Here is a 19,401-nt window from a genome sequence, read left to right on the forward strand (position 1 = left end):
TCCACGCCCTGCATACAAGTTTGCAGGGCTGACCACAGACGATCGCCAAAGCGTATCTCTTTTTGGTCTGCCCTTCGTGGTGATGCAGCGCTGAGCCTTTGAGTTCGCGCCTGCACAGTGACAATCCACCGGGCCTAGCCTCCCCAGATGCATCCTTTGACCGGATGCGGGATGACGGTCCGGACAGACCAGAGAACGACTATGGCATTGATCAATCTGAGGTCGCTTGGCGTAACCCTTGGCGCACCGCTTTTTTCCAATCTCAACCTTTCCATCGAGCCGGGCGACCGCCTCGGCATCGTCGCCGCCAATGGCCGCGGCAAATCCACGCTTTTGCGTTCCATATCAGGCGGCTTCGAACCGACATCGGGTGACATCACCCGCGCGCGCGGTCTGCGCGTCGGCCATGTCGAGCAGGACGTGCCGGCCAGCCTGAACGCCGCGACGTTTTTCGAGGCGGTCCTTGGCGCACTGCCGCTGGATCAGGCCGAGAGCGAAAGCTGGCGCGTCGACATCGTGCTCGACTCGCTCGATGTGCCCGAAGCGATGCGCGAACGTCCGCTGTCGCAGCTGAGCGGCGGCTGGCAGCGGCTGGCGATGCTTGCCCGCGTCTGGGTGACCGAGCCCGACGTGCTGTTGCTCGACGAGCCGACAAACCACCTCGATCTTGCCCGGATCAGCCAGCTCGAAGACTGGCTGAACGCGCTGCCGCGCGATGTGCCAGTCATCATTTGCAGTCACGACCGGGCCTTCTTCGATGCCGTGACCAACAAGACGCTGTTCCTGCGCCCGGAAAACTCGCAGGTCTTCTCGCTACCTTACTCCAGGGCACGGGCTGCACTCGATGAAATCGATGCCTCCGACGAGCGTCGGTTCCAGAAGGATATGAAAACGGCGCAGCAGTTGCGGCGGCAGGCAGCCAAGCTCAACAATATCGGCATCAATTCGGGCAGCGACCTTCTGGTGGTGAAAACCAAGCAGCTGAAGGAAAGGGCCGAAAAGCTGGAGGATGCTGCCAGGCCCGCGCACCTGGAGCGCTCGGCGGGCGCCATCAAGCTGGCCAATCGCGGCACGCATGCCAAGGTGCTGGTCACGCTCGACGATGCGCCTGTCACCACGCCCGACGGAACGCTGTTGTTCAGGACTGGCAGGCTATGGCTGCGCCAGGGCGACCGCGTCGTTTTGCTGGGCCGCAATGGCACCGGCAAGACGCGGCTCGTCAACATGGTCAGGCAAGCAATCGGCGCGCCGGAAAACGCCGGCGATGCCGTCAAGGCGACGCCGTCTCTGGTGCTTGGCTATGGCGATCAGGGCCTGTCCGATCTCGAAGACCGCGACACGCCGCTCGGCGTGCTTACGCGTCGCTTCGAGCTAGGTGAACAGCGCGCCCGCACCTTGCTGGCCGGTGCCGGCATGGGAATCGATATGCAGGCAAGCCAGATCGGCCGGCTTTCGGGCGGGCAGAAGGCGCGCCTCGGCATGCTGGTGCTCAGGCTGACCAACCCGAACTTCTATCTGCTCGACGAGCCGACCAACCATCTCGATATCGACGGGCAAGAAGCACTGGAAACCGAACTGTTGAAGCACGAGGCGAGCTGCCTGCTGGTGTCGCATGACCGCAGCTTCGTGCGCGCCGTCGCCAACCGGTTCTGGCAGATCGAGAAAAAGCGACTGGTCGAGGTCGAGGGGCCGGAGGACTTTTTCACCGATGTGGCGGGCGCCGCTTAAACGCCGCCAGCTTGCCGAGGCCCACAAGCTTCGGCAAGCTGTCGCCGCATGCTATTCGGTTTTAAGATTTCGGCTTGGATGGAGGCCCATATGCGTTCGATTTTGACGGCAATCTTGCTGGCATCTGCTCTGAGCGGCGCGACGGCCTCGACCGTCACCATCGACTTGCCCGGCGATGCGGCGGTCGAGCGTCAGGCCGTAACCTACAGATGCGGCAAACGCGAAGTGAAGGCCGAATACATCAACACGGCGAACAACTCGCTGGTCGTGCTCGGTCTCGGCGACGAGACGGTCATTGCGGTGACAGTACTCAGCGGTTCCGGCGCCAGATACGCTGGCCAGCAATATGTCTGGTGGACCAAGGGCGACAACGCCGACTTCTACGACCTGACCAAGGGCGAAGATGCTCCGCCGGTGTTCTCTTGCACGGCGGAGAAGTAGCGCAAAAGCTGCACGTTATGCTTGAGCTTCTGCCGTACCTTCAGGCCGTCCCGAACACGCTCGCGCCGTGGTCGGCGCGGCCGGCCATCTGGCGGAAGCCGGCAAACAGCTCGCGACCGAAGCCGTATTCGTTGCCGGAGAGGTCGCAAACCGGGGCCGGACGCAATGCCAGGTCGCCGGCCGGAACCAGTACTTCGAGCGTGCCTTCCTCGGCGTCGAGCCGGACGATGTCGCCGTCATGGACGCGGCCGATCGGCCCGCCTTCAAGCGCTTCGGGCGTGACGTGGATGGCCGCAGGCACCTTGCCGGATGCGCCAGACATGCGCCCGTCGGTGACCAGTGCCACCTTGTGGCCGCGGTCCTGCAGGATGCCGAGCACTGTGGTCAGCTTGTGCAGTTCCGGCATGCCGTTGGCTTTCGGTCCCTGGAAGCGGATGATCGCGACGAAATCGCGGTCGAGCAGTCCGGCCTTGAAGGCATCGTTGAGACCCTGCTGGCTGTCGAACACCAAAGCCGGTGCTTTGATGATGCGGCGTTCTGGCTTCACTGCCGAGGTCTTGATGATGGCATGGCCAAGATTGCCGCCAAGCACCTTGAGCCCGCCGTGCGGTTGGAACGCCTTGGATGCCGGCGCCAGCACCTTTTCGTCGCCGCTCAGCTTGGGAGCTGCCTCGCGCACAACCGAACCGTCGGCGCCGAGCTTGGCTTCGACCGCATAGGGGCGCAGCCCTTCGCCCCACACCGTCTGCACGTCTTCATGCAACAGGCCGACGTCGAGCAGTTCGCGGATCAGGAAGCCCATGCCGCCCGCTGCCTGGAAGTGGTTCACGTCGGCAAGGCCGTTCGGATAGACCCGCGCCAGCAGCGGAACCGCGTCCGACAGGTCCGAAATGTCCTGCCAGGTCAGCCGGATGCCGGCGGCAGCCGCCATGGCAATCAGGTGGATGGTGTGGTTGGTCGAGCCGCCGGTGGCGTGCAGGCCAACGACGCCGTTGACCACCGAGCGCTCGTCGATCATGCGCCCGGCGGGAATGTATTCATTGCCGAGTGCGGTGATCGCCAGCGCGCGCTTGGCGGCTTCGCGCGTCAGCGCCTCGCGCAGCGGCGTGCCCGGATTGACGAAGGAAGCGCCCGGCGTGTGCAGGCCCATGATCTCCATCAGCATCTGGTTGGAGTTCGCCGTGCCGTAGAAGGTGCAGGTGCCCGGCCCGTGATAGGATTTCGACTCCGCTTCGAGAAGTTCGGCGCGGCCGACCTTGCCCTCGGCATAGAGCTGCCTGATCCTGGCCTTTTCGTCATTCGGCAGGCCAGTCGTCATCGGCCCGGCGGGAATGAAGATCGCCGGCAGATGGCCGAAGGTCAGTGCCGCGATCACCAGCCCCGGCACGATCTTGTCGCAGACGCCGAGATAGACCGCCGCATCGAACATATTGTGGCTGAGGCCGACGGCTGCCGCCATGGCGATCACGTCGCGCGAAAACAACGACAGCTCCATGCCTGGCTGTCCCTGCGTGACGCCATCGCACATCGCCGGCACGCCGCCCGCGACCTGGGCAATGCCACCGGCTTCGCGCGCCGCATCCTTGATCAGCTGCGGGAAAGTTTCGAATGGCTGATGCGCCGACAGCATGTCGTTGTAGGAGGTGATGATGCCGATATTGGCGACCTTGTCGCCGCCGAGCGCCACTTTTTCCGAGGGGCTGCACACTGCAAAGCCATGGGCGAGGTTGCCGCAGGATAGCACGGCACGGTTGGCCGTCTTCCCAGCCGCCTCGGCGAGGCGGCCGAGATAGATCTCGCGGCTGACCTTCGAGCGCTCGCGGATACGCTCGGTGATGGCTTGGATGTCGTTCCTGGCGGTCATGGCCTTAGTCCTTTCAACTCGGCGCCCAAAGCTTGGGAGGGGCATCGGGCAATGGACGTCCGCTCAGGGCGCCCAATAAATCTCGGCGGCGCGCGGTGCCCGGTCGAGCACGGTGCGGATCGGCAGAGCCGTTTCCGCCGCCATGGCGGCATCGAGCACGGAACGCTTTTCAGCACCTTCGATGTGCACGACCAGCAGCCCGGCGCCGACCAGTGCGGGAAGTGTCAGTGTCAGGCGCGGCTCGCCCGCGCTTGCGGCATGCACCGGCATGACGATGCGCGCCGAAGTCGGGTCGAGTAGGGCATCGAGCCCTTGTGCGTCGGGGAAAAACGAGGCTGTGTGGCCATCGCCGCCCATGCCCAGGATCGCGGCATCGAGCGGCCAGGGCAGGGCGCGGATTTCGGCATCGGCCATCGCCGCAGCGTCTTCGACCGTAGCAGCCTCATGATAGAGCGGCGCGAATCGCGCGGCAGCGGCATTGTTCTGCAGCAGGTTCGCTTTGGCCAGCGACGCGTTGGAACGCGCAGAGGTCTCGGGAACGAAACGCTCGTCGACAAGCGTCACGATGACCTTGCTCCAGTCGAGTTCTTCCCGCGACAGCGCTGCCATGAAGCGGCCTGGCGTGGTGCCGCCTGACACGGCGAGGAACGCCTCGCCTTGTCGTGCAATCGCTGCCCGCAGCACGTCGGCGACCTTGGCGGCAAGTGCTGCCGCCAGTTCATCGCTCGTTGCAAACTCGTTCCAGCGGGCCAGGGCCATGGTGCTCAATTGCTTTCGTGCCAGGTGCGGCCGTCGCGTTCGATCAAGGCGATCGACGCCGATGGGCCCCAGGTGCCGGCGGTGTAGCCTTGGGCTTCCTGGCGGCTGGCTTCCCAGGCGTGCTGGATCGGATCGATCCATTTCCATGCCGCCTCGACCTCGTCGCGGCGCATGAACAGCGTCTGGTTGCCGCGCACCACATCCATGATCAGCCGTTCATAGGCATCGGGCGCGCGTCCGTCGAAGGACTGGGCGAAACTCATGTCGAGTGGAATCTGGCGCAAGCGCATGCCTCCCGGACCCGGATCCTTGATCATGATGAACTGCTTGACGCCTTCGTCGGGCTGCAGGCGAATGACCAGCTGGTTGTTGAAGATCGGACCGGCACTTTCGTCGAAGATCGAATGGGGGATCGGCCGGAATTCGATGACGATCTCCGAGACGCGCGAGGCCAGCCGCTTGCCGGTCCGCAGGTAGAAAGGCACGCCGGCCCAGCGCCAGTTGGCGATCTCGGCCTTGATGRCAACGAAGGTCTCGGTGGTGCTCTCGGCACCGAGTTCTTCGATGTAACCCTTGACCGGTCCGCCAGCGGAAGCTCCGGCACGGTACTGTCCGCGCACGGTGTGCTTTGGAGCTTCATTGCCATTGATGCGCTTCAGCGCGTTCAAAACCTTGAGCTTTTCGTCGCGTACCGCATTCGCCTCCATCGAGGCCGGTGCCTCCATGGCAACGAGGCAGAGCAGCTGCAGCATGTGGTTCTGCACCATGTCGCGCAGCGCACCTGCCTTGTCGTAATAGGTGACGCGGTCCTCGAGGCCGACGGTCTCGGCGACGGTGATCTGGACATGGTCGATATTGGCCGAGTTCCACAGCGGCTCGTAGAGCGCATTGGCAAAACGCAGTGCCATCAGGTTCTGCACCGTCTCCTTGCCGAGATAGTGGTCGATGCGGAAAATCTGGTGCTCGCCAAAATCGTCGCCGATGATGTCGTTGAGCGCCTTGGCCGACTCAAGGTCCCGGCCGATCGGCTTCTCCACGACAATGCGCGAATCCGGGGTGACGAGCTTGTGTTCCTTGAGATGGTCGGAGATGTCGCCGAACAGGCTGGGTGCCACGGCGAGGTAGAAGACCCGGATGCGCTTGCTGTCGGCCACCGACTTCTTCAACTCGGCAAAGCCATCACCTGACTTGGCGTCGATCGCGACGTAGCTCAGCCGGTCGAGAAAGGTCTTGAGCTCAGCTTCTTCGATATATTCCGGTTTGACGTGATCCGAGATCGCCTTCTTGGCGAAAGCGCGGAATTCCTTGTCGTCCATCTTGGTGCGCGAGGCGCCGATGATGCGCGTCGGCTCGGAAAACTGGTGGTCCCGCTGGCGATGATACAGCGCCGGCAGCAATTTGCGTTCCGACAGATCGCCGGTGCCCCCGAAAATGATGAAGTCGAAGGGATCGACGGGGATGATCTGGCTGGTCATTTTCTATCCGTTTCCAAGACGGTCGCGATGTCGCCGCCCGATATATGCTAATCGATTTAAAAACGCCAGTGCCTAGGTGTCACAGTTTCGTTTTCGACGTGGCGGTCGCACCAGCCCAACATAGGGCCTCGGCGTTTGGAAATCCAAGCACAAGCCGCTGGCCCGATACATCAGCTGCTCTGCCTTGCGTCGAGCATTGCGGTCAACTGTGGCGGCGGCTAGATCGATCAGGAAGAAAATCGACAGGGCGGAAAGACGATGCGTCTCAAGGATAAGGTAGCGATCATCACCGGGGCTGCGGCCGGTTTCGGCGAGGGCATGGCCAAGCGCTTTGCCGAGGAGGGCGCCAAGGTGGTCGTCGCCGACCTGAATGCCAGGGAAGCCGAGCGTGTCGTTGCCGAGATCGGCAAGGACGCGATTGCGGTCACCACCGATGTGTCGTTGCGTTCCGAGTTCGACGAACTTGTCTATGCCGCCAAGAGTGCTTTCGGTCGCATCGACATCATGGTCAACAATGCCGGCTACACCCATCGCAACGGCGACCTCGTCGATGTCGAGGAGGATATTTTCGACCTCATCACCGCCGTCAACATGAAGGCGATCTATCATGCGGCGCGCGCCGTGGTGCCGATCATGGAGCGCCAAGGTGGTGGGTCGATCCTGACCACGGCGTCGACCGCAGGCCTCAGGCCGCGCCCAGGTCTGACCTGGTACAATGCCTCGAAAGGCTGGGCGATCACGGCCACCAAGTCGATGGCGGTCGAACTGGCGCCGAAGAACATCCGCGTCAACTGTCTCTGCCCGGTGGCCGGCGAAACCGGCATGCTGGAAAAATTCATGGGCAAGGACACGCCCGAAATCCGCGAGAGGTTCAAAGCCTCGATCCCGCTCGGCCGTTTCTCGACGCCGCTCGACATCGCCAACGCGGCTCTGTTCCTCGTCTCCGACGAAGCTTCACTGATCACCGGCGTGGCGATGGAAGTGGACGGCGGCCGCTGTATTTAGGCGATTATTCCCTGAGGTAACCGCCTTTTCGAGCCTGAATCGTGGCGTTTACGCTTGACCGGCGATGCCGGAACCCTATTCCAATGGCTCAAAACCAGCAGGAAACGCCATGCACAGGGTTGCGATCAGCGGTACCGGCATCTTCACGCCGGAGGAAGTCATCACCAACGCCGAGTTGGTGGCCTCCTACAATGAATATGCCCACCGCCAGAACAAGCTGCACGCCGACGCCATCGAGGCCGGCGAGCGCGCGCCGATGGCGATGTCGTCGGAAGAGTTCATCGTCAAGGCGTCCGGCATCGAGCGGCGCCATGTCATCTCCAAATTCGGCATCCTCGATCCAGGCATCATGCATCCGGTGCTGCCCGAGCGCGCCGAGGACGAGCTCTCGCTGATGGCCGAGATTTCGGTCAAGGCCGCCGACAAGGCGATGAAGAAGGCGGGGCTGACCGCTGCCGACATCGACGCCGTCATATGTGCCGCCTCCAACCATGAGCGCGCATATCCGGCGATTGCCATCGAGGTGCAGCAGGCGCTCGGCATCAAGGGCTTTGCCTTCGACATGAACGTTGCATGCTCCTCGGCGACCTTCGGCATCCAGCTTGCCACTGATATGATCCGCACCGGCTCCGCCCGCGCGATCCTGATGGTCAATCCCGAGATCACGTCCGGCCACCAGGAATGGCGCGACCGCGACTGCCACTTCATTTTCGGCGATGTCTGCACGGCGGTCGTTTTGCAACGCGCCGAYGAGGCCAAGGCGGAAAACCTCTATGAGGTCGTGTCGACACGCTGCCTCACCGAATTCTCCAACAACATTCGCAACAACAACGGCTTCCTTCGCCGCACCCGTGAAGGCCACATGGCCGACCGCCGCGATATGCAGTTCCACCAGGAAGGCCGCAAGGTCTTCAAGCAGGTGGTGCCGATGGTCGCCGAACTGATGCTCAGCCATCTCGCCGACCAAGGCATCGAGCCGGCCAGCCTGTCGCGGCTGTGGCTGCACCAGGCCAACAAGGCCATGAACGACCTGATCGGTTCGCGGGTCCTGGGCCACGACGCGACGCGCGATGRGCAGCCCAACGTGCTGCAGGATTATGCAAACACTTCGTCGGCCGGTTCGATCATTGCGTTTTCGAAATTCTCCGACGACCTGCCTTCGGGCAGCCTGGGCGTGATCTGTTCCTTCGGCGCAGGCTACTCCGCAGGCAGCGTCATCGTCAGGAAGATGTGACCGGGCGTTCTAGCCCGCGCAGTCGCTCGACCACCTGATCGGCCATGCGTTCGCAGCGCGCGCCGTTGAACGGGAAAAGCTCGGCAAAGCCGCTCGACAGGCGTTTTTCAATAGCCGCCCGCATTAATTTGCGGGCGCGGTGCAGCCGCGTCTTGACCGTCTCCGGCTTGAGCGCGAGCTGAGTCGCGGTCTCGTCTATGCTCATCTCCTCGACGTCGCGCAAGATGAAGACGATGCGAAAGGCAGCCGGCAGCTCGTCGATCGCCTGTTCAAGCAGAGCGCGGACTTGCCCGCGAGCCAGCTCGGCATCTGCACCTGGTGGTGTCAGCGATGTCGGAAACATGATCACCTGGCCTCCGTTGGCCGCGATATCCAGTTCGTCCAGTTCGGCCACAGGTCGCAGCCTGCGGATGCGCGTGAGCGCCTCGTTGAGAGCGATCTTCGTGAGCCATGTCGAAAACATCGCATCGCCCTTGAAGCTGTCGAGCCGGGTGAAGGCCCTGACATAGGCTTCCTGCACTACGTCCTCGGCCTCCGCGTCATTGCGCATGACGGCGCGGGCGACCCGAAAGAGCCGCTGGTTGTTGCGTTTGATGAGCGCGCGGATGGCGTTCTCGCCGCCTTGGCGCGCGAGTGCCACCAGTTCCTCGTCGCGGCGCCCGTCGAGATCGACCTGTTGCCGCAAGTTTGCCAGCTGCATGCTGTCGCCTCCCTTTGCCGTTCAGACCCGGCGGACGATGCCCTTGGCGATGATCTCGTCGACAGGCGGAAACCCGTTCAGTGCCACATCGGGCAGCGGCGTGAGCGAGGGGTCCGCTGCACTGGGCGCCACCGGCTGCGGCGTGCCGACCACGAAGCGTCCGACCATGCCGGCGTGCTCATGCGGCACGCAGTAATAGTCATACACCCCCGGCACGGTCAGCGTCACCGAGAAGGACTGGCCCGGCAGCAGATAGTCGGAATTCCACGGCTTGGCGTTTGCCGGGATGCGCAACGGTCGGTCGAAGACGTCAGGGTGATAAGACGTCACCGTGTGAGAGTTGCCCGGGTCGCGATTTGTCCAGCGCACAGTCTGCCCCGGCTCGATATGTATGCCGGCAGGGTCGAACCAGACATGCGCGCCATCGTCCTTGCCATGCATTTCGACATCAACGATGTCGTTGCTTGCGGAGAAAGCCAGCCTGGAGAGGAGCGCGGCGAGGAAAAATCCCCCGCCGGCTCCGATCATCTGTCGGCGCGTGGCGATCATTTCGCCACCCGCGCCTCGTCAGCCTTGGCCACATGCCACAGCACGACATGGACATGCGGCTCCTCTACCCCGGGATGGCCGGCATTGTAGTAGACGCTGACATGGTCGACATTGCCGCCGGGCGAGGCGAGGTCGTCGAAGCGCTTGTTCGGATTGAGGTCCTTGATCGGCAGCATGTAGATGGTGCTGACCAGCTTGCCATCATGGTCGTAGGCGAGGAACGGGCCGGCCGGCAGGGTTGCCGGATCAACGAAGAGCTGGCCCATGCCGGGCAAGAAGTCCGGCAGCTTGACCAGGCTGCTGACGGCTTTGAACGCGCCTGGGGGTGGGGCCTTCGCCACGTCCTGGGCGAGCGCGGGCAAGGCACCGGCGAGCATGAGAGCGAGTGCGGCGGAAACCATTTTCATTGGAGCATCTCCCTGTGAACGCCCCGCATCGCGCGGCGGCTTCGAACCATTGGATGCGGCTTTCCCAAAAAGGTTCCCGGAAATCGTGGCGGCAAGCCTCCGGATCGATCCTCCGCCAAGGCCTGCAATGTAAGTGCAATCTTGGCGGCGTAGCTGCGGGCATATCGTCCAGAATTGGGATCAGACATGTCTTTCACCAATGCCTGCCGCGCTGTCGGCGTTTTCGTCGCCGCTGCGACGGTTTTTCTCGCCGGCTGCCAGTCGGACATCATGAAGAACTATGTTGGCCAGCCGCTTGAATCGGTCATCATCGACTACGGACCGCCGGTTGCCGTGCTCGAGCTGGGCCGTGGCCAACGCGCCTATCAATGGCGGAAAATATCGACGAATGTCGTGCCGGGTTCGACGAGCGGCGAAATCAGGGGCACCAGGCGCGGCACGCGGTACGAGGAGATGACGACGCCAGGTTATGTCCAGGAGCAGGAATGCTTCTACACATTCTACGCCAGCATGTCGGACGGCCGTTGGTACATCACCAATTTCCGCAAGCCCAAGCTTGAATGCGAGTGACCCAGTCGGCCTTTAGGCGTGTCGATGTTATGCAAGTCGCGCCGGCCGGTGTCGCGATAGTCAATCCCTGGTCCTTTTGAAGGAACCGCTCATGCGCATTTTGCTGCTCGAGGACGAGCCGGAGATGGCCTCGGTGCTGAAGTCAGCGCTCGCGCGCCGCAATGTGATCGTCGATCATGTCGCGACGCTTGCCGATGCCGAGGCTGCGGCCGAGTTCGGGCCCTATGACGCGGTGGTGCTCGATCGCCGTGTATCTGATGGCGAGGGGCTCGATCTGATCCCGAAGCTGCGGGCGCTGCGTGTCGATGCACCGATCCTGATCCTGACTGCGCTCAGCGGCATCAACGACCGCGTCGCCGGGCTCGATGCCGGTGCCGACGACTATCTGGTCAAGCCGTTTGCCATGGAAGAGCTTATGGCGCGGCTTCGTGCGCTGCACCGGCGTCCTATTGCTTTGAAGGCCGAGCAGACGGTGATTGGCCGTCTCACCTACGATTTCCACCATCGCGAAGCTTCCGTCGGCGACAAGCCGCTGGAGCTTTTGCGGCGCGAGCAACTGGCGCTGGAGGCACTTCTCCGCCGGCCCGGCCGAACCGTCCTGCGCGCGACGCTCGAAGAGTCGGTCTATGCCATGGGCGACGAGATCGGCTCCAATGCGCTCGATTCCCATGTCTCGCGCCTGCGCCGCAAGCTCGACGATGTCGCTGCCGGCGTCGAAATCCGGGCCATCCGCAACCTCGGCTACCTCTTGCGTGCCGTGGCATGAAGAAAGCCGGCCCACGTTCGCTGCAATGGCAGCTCGTGCGCAGGCTGATCCTGCTTCAGGCTGCGACTTTGTTCGCCTTTGTCGGTCTTATCTGGCTGGTTCTCTTCCTGCTCGAGCCGCGGCTGCTCACTGATAACGAAACCGCGGTGGAGGCTGTCGCAGGTGCTGTAAACAGGGATGTAAACGGCAACATTGTCCTGCTCGATACGGAGGAACTGCGCGCGGCGCGAGAAAATTACCCGAAATTGTGGCTGATCGTTCGCGACAAGGCGGGCAAGACCCTGAAGGAAGGGCAGATCCCGGCTGTCTATAACGACGAAAATATCGGGTTGCCGTGGGGAATCGACAACGTGCTGTTGCGGTTTCCGATCTATGATGTCCGGCCGGATGCGAAGATGGCCAATCGCGAAACCGCCGCCGGTCCGGTTCGGATCCTGACGTCGACGATGTACTCGCGTACGGACATGGACGGCGTTGATGTGACCTTCCAATTGAGCATCGATGGAACGCGCGATGTCGATGGCCAAATAGCGTGGCTGAAGATCGGCCCGATCGTTGCCTTGATCATCATCGTGATCCTTCTTCCATTCTTTGTCGTGATGGGAGGGACGACCCTGGTCGCCACGCCAGCTGTGGTGCGACGCTCGCTGGCCGGTCTTATCGCAACTGCCAGCCAGGCGGGGCGCATCGACATCGAAAACCGCGCTGTCCAGCTTCCAACCGAACAGGTGCCGACCGAGGTCGCGCCGCTGGTCCAGGCCTTCAACAATGCGCTGTCGCGACTGGGCGAGGGCTATGACCAGCGCAACCGCTTCCTCACCGATGCGGCACATGAATTGCGCACGCCGATTGCCATCCTCCGCACCCGCGCCGAACTGCTGCGCGAGGACCCCGAAAGCGCGCGCCTTCTGAAAGACATCGAGCGTCTGTCGCATCTGGCGCAACAGTTGCTCGACCGGCAGGTGCTCGACCATTCCGCCGGTGCCCGCGAGGTCGTCGATCTTGTCGAGTTCGCGCGCCACATTGCCGCCGATTTCGCGCCGCTCGCGCTGGCGGCAGGCTATGATTTTTCCTTCGAGCCGGCAGCTTCGAGCGTGCTGGTCAACATTCAGCCGTCGCAGATACAGCAGGCCGTCACCAATCTTTTGCGCAATGCCATCGACCATGGCGGCGGTGAGGGCACCATATCGGTGGTGGTGGACGCCAAAGGCGGGCTAGAGATCCGCGACGAGGGTCCTGGCATCCCTTACGAAGAACACGAACGCGTCTTCCAGCCGTTTTATCGGCTGCGCCCCCGAAACACCGGCGCAGGCCTGGGGCTCAATCTTGCCCGTGAAATCGCTAAACTGCATAGCGGCAACGTCGAAATCCTGGTGGGTCCATGGCACGGTGCCCGCTTCAGACTACAACTGCCGCTGGTCGACGGGCTGCAAGCAGCCGAGGCTAAATCCGATCGCGCAGCGCAAACCAGTTGAGCGCCAGAAACAACAGTGGCGCGCGAAAACGCCGGCCGCCGGGGAAGGGCGGTATCTTCAGGTCCTCGATCAGCTTGAGCCTGTCGCGGTTGCCGGCGACCGTCTCGGCATAGAGCTTGCCGAAGAAATTGGCCAACATCACGCCATGGCCGGAATAGCCGCCGACCGAGATGACATTGGGCATCACCTCGCGCACGAAAGGTTTGCGCGGCATGGTGATGCCGACATAGCCGCCCCAGCCATGGGTGATTTCCACATCCTTGAGCGTAGGGTAAATCTCGGCGATCTGCTTGCGGATGTGGATATGGATGTCCTTTGGGTCGTTGACGCCGTAGATTTCACGTCCGCCGAACAATAGTCGGCCGTCCGGGGACTTGCGGAAATAGCGCACCACAAAGCGGGAATCGTCGACCGACTCTCCGCCCGGGATCACCTTGGACTCCGCACCTAGCGGCACCGTCGCGCCGATGAACGAACCGATCGGCATGATGTGAGACGCACTTATCGGTTCCAGATTGCCGCCATAGGCGTTGACGGCGATCAGGCATTTCTGCGCGGTAATCGTGCCGCGCGGCGTTGTCACGCGTACCTTGCCGCCTTGTGAGGTAATGCCGGTCGACTGCGTGTTCTCGAACAGCTGCGCGCCGGCTTCGGCAGCAACTCGCGCCGTGCCGATTACCAGTTTGAGCGGGTGGATATGCCCGGTGCCGGTGTCGCGCGTGCCACCATAGTAGTGCGTCGAACCCAGCCGCTCGGCGGTCTCCCGCGCATCCATGAACCTGACATGCGGGTAGTTGAAGCGGCTCGCCATGATCTCGGCATGGGCTTTGTAGTCGTCGACAAAGCGCGGCTTGTGCGCCACCGACATCTGCCCCGGCATGTAGTCGATATCGATGCCATGGGTGGCGGCGAAGTCGAACAGATGCGCCTTGGCTTCCTCGGCGAGGTCGAACAGTGCCTTTGCCCGGGTGAAGCCATATTCGCCCTCCAGCTCTTCCGCCCAGGCGCGCTGGCCGGTGCCAAGCTGGCCGCCATTGCGGCCCGATGCGCCATCGCCGAAGCGATGCGCCTCGATCAGCACGACATTTGTGCCGGATTTTGCCAGATGCGCTGCCGCCGAAAGCCCGGTGAAGCCGCCGCCGATGATGACGACGTCGGCCTGCCTGTCGCCGTCGAGCGCTGGATACTCTGGGCGCGGTCCGGCGGTGTCTTCGTACCACGACAAGCCGGGAGAGATCGGGGATTGGTAGGGCATGATGGGCTTTCAGTAGGGCAGTAGGGCAGTAGGGCAGTAGGGCAGTAGGGTTATTCGTTCGATAGCTTTCGGATCAGCAATCGCAGCAGCTTGCCGACGCTTTCGCTCGTTGTCATTGCCTGCCGAATTGCCTCGGGAGTCGTGATACCAACGCGCTCGGCAATGAGCAGGTGTGTCTCCATTTCTTTGAGCGATCCTTGCGCAATCCTCAGGAACTGCTGGTAGGAGCCACGGTTTTCACGACCGTAACCCTCGGCGATGTTGGCTGGAACGGAGACGGCAGCGCGTCTGACCTGGCTGGTCAGCCCGTAAAGCTCCTCCTTCGGCCAAGTACGGGTCGAGCTGTAGATCGCAGTCGCCAACTCCATTGCCTGCTGCCAGACGACAAGGTCCTGATACGAGTTGATCTCGGTCGCCACGCTCGATCCCCCTCGCTGCCGCGCAACTGCCTCACTGCCCTATTCCCCTACTGCCTTACCCTTCACACATTCAGCAGCAGATACTCCCGCTCCCAGGGGCTGATGACCTCCATGAAGGTCTCGAACTCGGCCCGTTTGATCGCCGCATAGGTGGTCGCAAACGACTGCCCCAAAAGCGACGTCAGCTCTTCGTCGCCCTCAAACAGGTCGACCGCTTCGAGCAGGCCGCGCGGCAGGTCGATCTCGTCCTCGTTGGCCGTGGTCAGCACCGGCGCCTCAGCCTGCAGCTTGCTGGTGAGGCCGATCAGCCCACAGGCAAGCGAGGCCGCCAACGCCAGATACGGGTTGGCATCCGACGATGGGATGCGGTTTTCGACACGGCGGCCGCCGGGATCGGAGCGAGGCACGCGGAAGGCGGTGGTGCGGTTGTCGTAGCCCCACTTGTTATTGACCGGGGCGGAGGCCGCCTGGGTCAGCCGGCGATATGAGTTCACGTAAGGCGCAAACATCACCAAGGCGTTCGGCACATGCTTCTGCATGCCGCCGATGAAGTGGAAGAAGGCATCGGTTTCCGAACCGTCTTCGGCGGAAAAGATGTTTTTTCCGGTCTTCTTGTCGATGATCGACTGGTGGATGTGCATCGCCGAACCTGGCTGTCCCTGGATCGGCTTGGCCATGAAGGTGGCGTAGATGTCGTGCTTCAGCGCCGCCTCGCGAATGGTGCGCTTGAACAGGAACACCTGGTCGGCGAGTTCAATCGGATCGCCATGGCGCAAATTGATCTCGAGCTGGCCGGCACCTTCTTCGTGGATCAGCGTGTCGATCTCCAGGCCCTGAGCCTCGGAGAAATGGTAGATGTCGTCGATCAATTCGTCGAATTCGTTGACGCCGGCGATGGAATAGCCAGCACCTCCGCCGATCGGGCGGCCGGAGCGGCCGACGGGCGGTGTCAGCGGATAGTCGGGATCGGGATTCTTGCGAACGAGGTAGAATTCGATTTCAGGCGCAACGACCGGCTTCAGCCCAAGCTTGTCATAAGCGGCGACCACGCGCTTGAGCACATTGCGCGGCGTAAACTCGACCTGGCGCCCGTCCTGGTGGGCGAGGTCGCAGATCACTTGCGCGGTTGGATCGTCTTCCCATGGCACGACGCTCAGCGTCGAAAGATCGGGCACCAGCTTCAGGTCGCCGTCATCTTCCGGATAGGCAAAACCGTTGCCGTCTTCTGGATAACCGCCCGAAATCGTCATCATGAACACCGCCGAAGGCAGCGCCAGCGAGGTGTTGGAGGTGAATTTGGACGACGGCATCATCTTGCCGCGAGCGACGCCCGCCTGGTCGGGCGTGATGCACTCTATGTCTTCGATGCCCCGCCATTCCAGCCATTCGGAGGCTTCTTTCCAATTGCGAACACCACGTGTGTTTTTCACAAAAGCGGGCGTGCGGGCGCGAGCCCCCCGAGTGGTCGGACGGACTTCCTTCTTTGCAGGCGGCATCAATCACCAGGTTGTGGTTGCAGATTCCCGAGTATAGCCGTGCCGCGTGAAGGAAGAAAAGGGGGGCTGGCAGGCGATTCCAGCAAACTGTTACGGCCAAGCCGCTGGTTTTGAGCCGATTTCTGACCTAGATGATCGCCATGACCTCCAAATCGACCCAACTATCCACCATCGGATTCGATGCCGACGACACGCTGTGGCAGAATGAACAATTCTTCCGCATGACGGAGAAGCACTTCGCCGAACTGCTTGCCGAACATGGCGAGCAGGAGCACCTGATGGCCCGGCTGCTCGACGCGGAGAAGCGCAACCTCGGTACCTACGGCTTCGGCATCAAGGGCTTCACCTTGTCGATGATCGAAACCGCGATCGAGGTGACTGAGGGCCAAGTGCCGGCCTCGGTGWTCGAAAAGATCCTGGCCGCCGGCCGCGAGATGCTGAGCCACCCGATCGAGACGCTGCCCCATGTCCACGACACGCTTGAAGCACTCGCCGGGCGCTACCGCCTGGTCCTGATCACCAAGGGCGACCTGTTCGACCAGGAGCGCAAGCTGGCCCAATCGGGGCTTGGCGATTTCTTCGATGCCGTCGAGATTGTCAGCGACAAGTCACGGCCGACCTACGAACGCATCTTCGCTCGCCATGGCGACGGTGCGGCCCGCAGCATGATGATCGGCAATTCGCTGAAGTCAGACGTCGTTCCGGCGATCGAGGCCGGCAGCTGGGGTGTCTACATTCCCCACGACCTGACCTGGGCCTACGAACATGTCGATGAGCCGACGGAAGCCAAGCGCTTCCGCAAGCTGCCGCATCTCGGTGAGCTTTCCGACCTGTTGAAGGCCTTGGACTGAATTCAGGCTCGTCCGACGAGTTTTTCGACGACAGGCTGCAGCCGCTCCGGCGTGATCGGCTTGGCCACCACGATGTCGACTGCGCTCGACAGCGAAAGGCTCTCAGGTGTTCCCTGACGGTTGGACAGCAGGATCACCGAGGGCAGGTTCGCGCCTGAGGCGAGCCTCAGCGACAAGATCGAAGGCATCAGCGCATCGCAATCTGCGTTGTCGCTGCCACCGTCCAGAATGATCGTGCCCGGCGCCATCTTGCGCAGCATGGCCAAGGCGGTATCGGGTGATTCCGAGATCGTCTTGAGGCCAGAGCGCTCGACGATCTTGGCGACGACGACACGGTTGATCTGCGAGCGGCCAACGATGAGCACCTTTGAAAGATCGGCGACAAGGCGGTCAGGAGTGCGCGCATTCGTATCCGGGCCTTGGCCCGAATTGAGGTCATTGCGTTTCATTTGGCTTAGCCRACAGCTGAGGGGCGTCTGTTCAATGCGTGGTTGCGTTCGGTACCTTACGTTCGCGTCAACTGCGAGAAGTGTCAAGTAATACACTCAAAATGACGTGCGACTTTAGTCTTAGACGATAGCATTTCTTCTCGCTAATCAAAGTCCAATGCATAGTGCCGCTAAAGACAAACCCCGCCCGCAGCCGGGGCTGCGAACGGGGTCCGGGGGGCAGGGGCAGGAATGCTTTGACTGCTAGCCGTGCGGCTGCTGGGTCACGATGACAGGGATCAGCAGGTCGCCCCAGTTGCCATCGCCGCCGTGGTGGCGAGCCGAGCGGACCAGTTCCACCGACACGCCGGCCTCGACTGCCTTCATGACCGACTGGTTGAGTCGGTGCAGGTCGTTGGCGACGATGCGGATCACGGCCTGCTGGTCAGCACTCATGGTCGTGGCCTGTTCTTCGGCTCGTTCCTTGACGCGGGTGCGCGGTGCCATTGTGGTTCTCCTCGGGGTGTTGCCTTGCCCTTGTGGGGCGTTTCTGTCGTTTGTCGCCGGGCCTATTCGGCGGCCGGGCGGAACTGTTCGTGTTCGGTCGATTCATGCATCGCGGTCGTCGACGACTTGCCGCCGGTGATCGCCATGGAGACGGCATCGAAGTAGCCGGTGCCGACCTCGCGCTGGTGCTTGGTCGCGGTGTAGCCGTTCACTTCGGCGGCGAACTCCGCTTCCTGCAGCTCCGAGTAGGCAGCCATCTGGCGATCCTTGTAGCCGCGGGCCAGCTCGAACATGCCGAAGTTGAGCTGGTGGAAGCCAGCCAGCGTGATGAACTGGAATTTGTAGCCCATCGCGCCCAGCTCGCGCTGGAACTTGGCGATCGTCGCGTCGTCGAGGTTCTTCTTCCAGTTGAACGACGGCGAGCAGTTGTAGGCCAGCTTCTTGCCCGGATGCGCCTTGTGCACGGCTTCGGCGAACTTCTTTGCCTGGGCGAGATCGGGCTTGCCGGTTTCCATCCAGATCAGGTCGCAGAACGGAGCGTAGGCGATGGCGCGGGCAATGCAGGGCTCGATGCCATTGCGCACCTGGTAGAAGCCTTCCACGGTCCGACCGGCGTCATAATCGACGAAGGGCTGGTCGCGCTCGTCGATGTCGGAGGTCAGAAGCTTGGCGGCTTCCGCGTCGGTGCGGGCAACGATCAGCGTAGACGTGCCCATCACGTCGGCGGCGAGACGCGCCGCGTTCAGGTTGCGGATGTGCGCCGCAGTGGGGATCAGAACCTTGCCGCCGAGATGGCCGCACTTCTTTTCCGAAGCCAGCTGATCCTCGAAGTGGACGCCAGCGGCACCCGCCTCGATGAACGCCTTCATGATCTCGAAGGCATTGAGCGGGCCACCAAAACCGGCTTCCGCGTCAGCCACGATCGGGGCGAACCAGGTGTCGACCGACAGGCCCTTGCCTTCGGACACCTCGATCTGGTCGGCGCGCTGCAGCGTGCGGTTGATGCGCTTGACCAGCTCAGGGGCCGCATTGGCCGGGTAGAGCGACTGGTCGGGATACATGGCGGACGCGGTGTTGGCGTCGGCGGCGACCTGCCAGCCCGAGAGGTAGATCGCCTTGAGACCGGCGCGGACCTGCTGCATCGCCTGGTTGCCGGACATGGCGCCCAGCGCGTTGACGAAATCTTCCTCATGGATGAGCTTCCACAGGCGGTTGGCGCCCATCTCGGCGAGGCTCTGCTTGATCTGGACCGAGCCGCGCAGCCGCTTCACATCCTCCGGCGAATAGGGGCGCTCGATGCCATCGAAACGGCCTTCCGGGGCTGAAGGGACGAGGTTGTAAAAATCAGTCATTGTCGACTCCGTCTGGTCACTTTGGGGCTTGAGGCGGTCGCCGCGTCTTGGCTTCTTGCGGCGATTTCTATGTGACTTGTTTGACATCGCAGCGCCGAAGCAGCCAGAAAATTCAACAAT

General features: G+C 62.4%; 20 protein-coding genes. 8 read left to right on the plus strand and 12 right to left on the minus strand.

Going from position 1 to position 19,401, the window contains the following annotated elements; translation table 11 throughout:
- The first annotated feature begins 201 nt into the window (after positions 1–201).
- Both AC1DUU_RS00005 and AC1DUU_RS00010 read left to right on the plus strand, forming a co-directional pair.
- Positions 202–1,728: an ABC-F family ATP-binding cassette domain-containing protein gene (locus tag AC1DUU_RS00005; protein ID WP_476781350.1), complete on the plus strand. Its 1,527-nt coding sequence runs from the start codon at positions 202–204 to the stop codon at positions 1,726–1,728.
- A 90-nt stretch (positions 1,729–1,818) separates the two neighbouring features.
- Positions 1,819–2,169 (plus strand): MliC family protein, encoded by a 351-nt coding sequence (locus tag AC1DUU_RS00010; protein WP_476781351.1) that lies wholly within the window; start codon positions 1,819–1,821, stop codon positions 2,167–2,169.
- A 40-nt stretch (positions 2,170–2,209) separates the two neighbouring features.
- Here AC1DUU_RS00010 and edd read toward each other — a convergent pair whose 3' ends face one another.
- The 3 genes from edd to zwf form a co-directional block, all read right to left on the minus strand.
- The gene (gene edd, locus AC1DUU_RS00015; protein ID WP_476781352.1) at positions 2,210–4,033 is read right to left on the minus strand and encodes a phosphogluconate dehydratase; all 1,824 of its coding nucleotides are present in this window, start codon (positions 4,031–4,033) and stop codon (positions 2,210–2,212) included.
- A 63-nt stretch (positions 4,034–4,096) separates the two neighbouring features.
- Positions 4,097–4,792 carry a 6-phosphogluconolactonase gene (gene pgl, locus AC1DUU_RS00020; protein WP_476781389.1) on the minus strand — a complete coding sequence of 232 codons (696 nt, stop codon included), beginning with the start codon at positions 4,790–4,792 and terminating at the stop codon, positions 4,097–4,099.
- Positions 4,793–4,797: 5 nt separating this feature from the next.
- The gene (zwf, locus tag AC1DUU_RS00025; RefSeq protein WP_476781353.1) at positions 4,798–6,267 is read right to left on the minus strand and encodes a glucose-6-phosphate dehydrogenase; all 1,470 of its coding nucleotides are present in this window, start codon (positions 6,265–6,267) and stop codon (positions 4,798–4,800) included.
- 258 nt (positions 6,268–6,525) lie between these two features.
- Between zwf and AC1DUU_RS00030 the strand changes: the two genes are divergently transcribed.
- Together AC1DUU_RS00030 and AC1DUU_RS00035 are read left to right on the plus strand one after the other, a co-directional pair.
- Positions 6,526–7,272 carry an SDR family oxidoreductase gene (locus AC1DUU_RS00030; RefSeq protein WP_476781354.1) on the plus strand — a complete coding sequence of 249 codons (747 nt, stop codon included), beginning with the start codon at positions 6,526–6,528 and terminating at the stop codon, positions 7,270–7,272.
- 109 nt (positions 7,273–7,381) lie between these two features.
- Entirely contained in the window at positions 7,382–8,506 is a 1,125-nt protein-coding gene (locus AC1DUU_RS00035; protein WP_476781355.1) for a beta-ketoacyl-ACP synthase III, read from the plus strand.
- Here the strand turns inward: AC1DUU_RS00035 and AC1DUU_RS00040 are convergent.
- From AC1DUU_RS00040 to AC1DUU_RS00050, 3 genes are read right to left on the minus strand one after another with little or no spacing between them, the layout of a single operon-like run.
- On the minus strand, positions 8,493–9,206 hold the full coding sequence (locus AC1DUU_RS00040) for an RNA polymerase sigma factor (protein WP_476781356.1): 714 nt from the start codon (positions 9,204–9,206) through the stop codon (positions 8,493–8,495). The genes AC1DUU_RS00035 and AC1DUU_RS00040 overlap by 14 nt on opposite strands.
- A 21-nt stretch (positions 9,207–9,227) precedes the next feature.
- Entirely contained in the window at positions 9,228–9,755 is a 528-nt protein-coding gene (locus AC1DUU_RS00045; RefSeq protein ID WP_476781357.1) for a plastocyanin/azurin family copper-binding protein, read from the minus strand.
- Positions 9,752–10,162 (minus strand): DUF5602 domain-containing protein, encoded by a 411-nt coding sequence (locus tag AC1DUU_RS00050; protein WP_476781358.1) that lies wholly within the window; start codon positions 10,160–10,162, stop codon positions 9,752–9,754. Before AC1DUU_RS00050 ends, AC1DUU_RS00045 begins: the two co-directional genes overlap by 4 nt.
- 186 nt (positions 10,163–10,348) lie before the next feature.
- Between AC1DUU_RS00050 and AC1DUU_RS00055 the strand changes: the two genes are divergently transcribed.
- The 3 genes from AC1DUU_RS00055 to AC1DUU_RS00065 all read left to right on the plus strand — a co-directional run bounded on the left by AC1DUU_RS00055 (position 10,349) and on the right by AC1DUU_RS00065 (position 12,973).
- Entirely contained in the window at positions 10,349–10,732 is a 384-nt protein-coding gene (locus AC1DUU_RS00055; RefSeq protein WP_476781359.1) for a hypothetical protein, read from the plus strand.
- A 91-nt stretch (positions 10,733–10,823) separates the two neighbouring features.
- On the plus strand, positions 10,824–11,498 hold the full coding sequence (locus AC1DUU_RS00060; protein WP_476781360.1) for a response regulator: 675 nt from the start codon (positions 10,824–10,826) through the stop codon (positions 11,496–11,498).
- Positions 11,495–12,973: a sensor histidine kinase gene (locus AC1DUU_RS00065; RefSeq protein ID WP_476781361.1), complete on the plus strand. Its 1,479-nt coding sequence runs from the start codon at positions 11,495–11,497 to the stop codon at positions 12,971–12,973. The genes AC1DUU_RS00060 and AC1DUU_RS00065 overlap by 4 nt, the downstream gene beginning before the upstream one ends.
- Here the strand turns inward: AC1DUU_RS00065 and AC1DUU_RS00070 are convergent.
- From AC1DUU_RS00070 to AC1DUU_RS00080, 3 genes are all read right to left on the minus strand, one after another.
- Positions 12,942–14,228, minus strand: a complete 1,287-nt coding sequence (locus AC1DUU_RS00070) for an NAD(P)/FAD-dependent oxidoreductase (protein ID WP_476781362.1) — start codon at positions 14,226–14,228, stop codon at positions 12,942–12,944. The genes AC1DUU_RS00065 and AC1DUU_RS00070 overlap by 32 nt on opposite strands.
- A 50-nt stretch (positions 14,229–14,278) precedes the next feature.
- Positions 14,279–14,647, minus strand: coding sequence for a four helix bundle protein (locus AC1DUU_RS00075; protein WP_476781363.1), 369 nt, complete (start codon positions 14,645–14,647; stop codon positions 14,279–14,281).
- 62 nt (positions 14,648–14,709) lie between these two features.
- Positions 14,710–16,143 carry a glutamine synthetase family protein gene (locus AC1DUU_RS00080; RefSeq protein WP_476781364.1) on the minus strand — a complete coding sequence of 478 codons (1,434 nt, stop codon included), beginning with the start codon at positions 16,141–16,143 and terminating at the stop codon, positions 14,710–14,712.
- A 140-nt stretch (positions 16,144–16,283) separates the two neighbouring features.
- On the opposite strand from AC1DUU_RS00080, the gene AC1DUU_RS00085 reads away from it, so the two are divergent.
- Positions 16,284–16,994: an HAD family hydrolase gene (locus tag AC1DUU_RS00085; protein WP_476781365.1), complete on the plus strand. Its 711-nt coding sequence runs from the start codon at positions 16,284–16,286 to the stop codon at positions 16,992–16,994.
- A 2-nt stretch (positions 16,995–16,996) separates the two neighbouring features.
- On the opposite strand, the gene AC1DUU_RS00090 is transcribed toward AC1DUU_RS00085, so the two are convergent.
- The 3 genes from AC1DUU_RS00090 to aceA all read right to left on the minus strand — a co-directional run bounded on the left by AC1DUU_RS00090 (position 16,997) and on the right by aceA (position 19,281).
- On the minus strand, positions 16,997–17,443 hold the full coding sequence (locus AC1DUU_RS00090) for a PleD family two-component system response regulator (protein ID WP_476781366.1): 447 nt from the start codon (positions 17,441–17,443) through the stop codon (positions 16,997–16,999).
- A gap of 243 nt (positions 17,444–17,686) precedes the next feature.
- Positions 17,687–17,929: an SMc00767 family acetate metabolism repressor gene (locus tag AC1DUU_RS00095; RefSeq protein WP_067965227.1), complete on the minus strand. Its 243-nt coding sequence runs from the start codon at positions 17,927–17,929 to the stop codon at positions 17,687–17,689.
- Positions 17,930–17,991: 62 nt separating this feature from the next.
- Entirely contained in the window at positions 17,992–19,281 is a 1,290-nt protein-coding gene (aceA, locus tag AC1DUU_RS00100) for an isocitrate lyase (protein ID WP_476781367.1), read from the minus strand.
- Positions 19,282–19,401: the final 120 nt, after the last annotated feature.

This window comes from Aminobacter sp. P4_H6_2 (assembly GCF_056400805.1).

Excerpts from the sequence above, each read along its gene's own strand:
- AC1DUU_RS00030 (WP_476781354.1), top strand. The coding sequence starts at position 6,526 with ATGCGTCTCAAGGATAAGGTAGCGATCATCACCGGGGCTGCGGCCGGT.
- AC1DUU_RS00050 (WP_476781358.1), bottom strand. The coding sequence starts at position 10,162 with ATGAAAATGGTTTCCGCCGCACTCGCTCTCATGCTCGCCGGTGCCTTG.
- AC1DUU_RS00065 (WP_476781361.1), top strand. The coding sequence starts at position 11,495 with ATGAAGAAAGCCGGCCCACGTTCGCTGCAATGGCAGCTCGTGCGCAGG.
- AC1DUU_RS00060 (WP_476781360.1), top strand. The coding sequence starts at position 10,824 with ATGCGCATTTTGCTGCTCGAGGACGAGCCGGAGATGGCCTCGGTGCTG.
- AC1DUU_RS00070 (WP_476781362.1), bottom strand. The coding sequence starts at position 14,228 with ATGCCCTACCAATCCCCGATCTCTCCCGGCTTGTCGTGGTACGAAGAC.
- AC1DUU_RS00090 (WP_476781366.1), bottom strand. The coding sequence starts at position 17,443 with ATGAAACGCAATGACCTCAATTCGGGCCAAGGCCCGGATACGAATGCG.
- aceA (WP_476781367.1), bottom strand. The coding sequence starts at position 19,281 with ATGACTGATTTTTACAACCTCGTCCCTTCAGCCCCGGAAGGCCGTTTC.
- AC1DUU_RS00045 (WP_476781357.1), bottom strand. The coding sequence starts at position 9,755 with ATGATCGCCACGCGCCGACAGATGATCGGAGCCGGCGGGGGATTTTTC.
- pgl (WP_476781389.1), bottom strand. The coding sequence starts at position 4,792 with ATGGCCCTGGCCCGCTGGAACGAGTTTGCAACGAGCGATGAACTGGCG.
- edd (WP_476781352.1), bottom strand. The coding sequence starts at position 4,033 with ATGACCGCCAGGAACGACATCCAAGCCATCACCGAGCGTATCCGCGAG.
- AC1DUU_RS00080 (WP_476781364.1), bottom strand. The coding sequence starts at position 16,143 with ATGCCGCCTGCAAAGAAGGAAGTCCGTCCGACCACTCGGGGGGCTCGC.
- AC1DUU_RS00055 (WP_476781359.1), top strand. The coding sequence starts at position 10,349 with ATGTCTTTCACCAATGCCTGCCGCGCTGTCGGCGTTTTCGTCGCCGCT.
- AC1DUU_RS00040 (WP_476781356.1), bottom strand. The coding sequence starts at position 9,206 with ATGCAGCTGGCAAACTTGCGGCAACAGGTCGATCTCGACGGGCGCCGC.
- AC1DUU_RS00095 (WP_067965227.1), bottom strand. The coding sequence starts at position 17,929 with ATGGCACCGCGCACCCGCGTCAAGGAACGAGCCGAAGAACAGGCCACG.
- AC1DUU_RS00005 (WP_476781350.1), top strand. The coding sequence starts at position 202 with ATGGCATTGATCAATCTGAGGTCGCTTGGCGTAACCCTTGGCGCACCG.
- AC1DUU_RS00010 (WP_476781351.1), top strand. The coding sequence starts at position 1,819 with ATGCGTTCGATTTTGACGGCAATCTTGCTGGCATCTGCTCTGAGCGGC.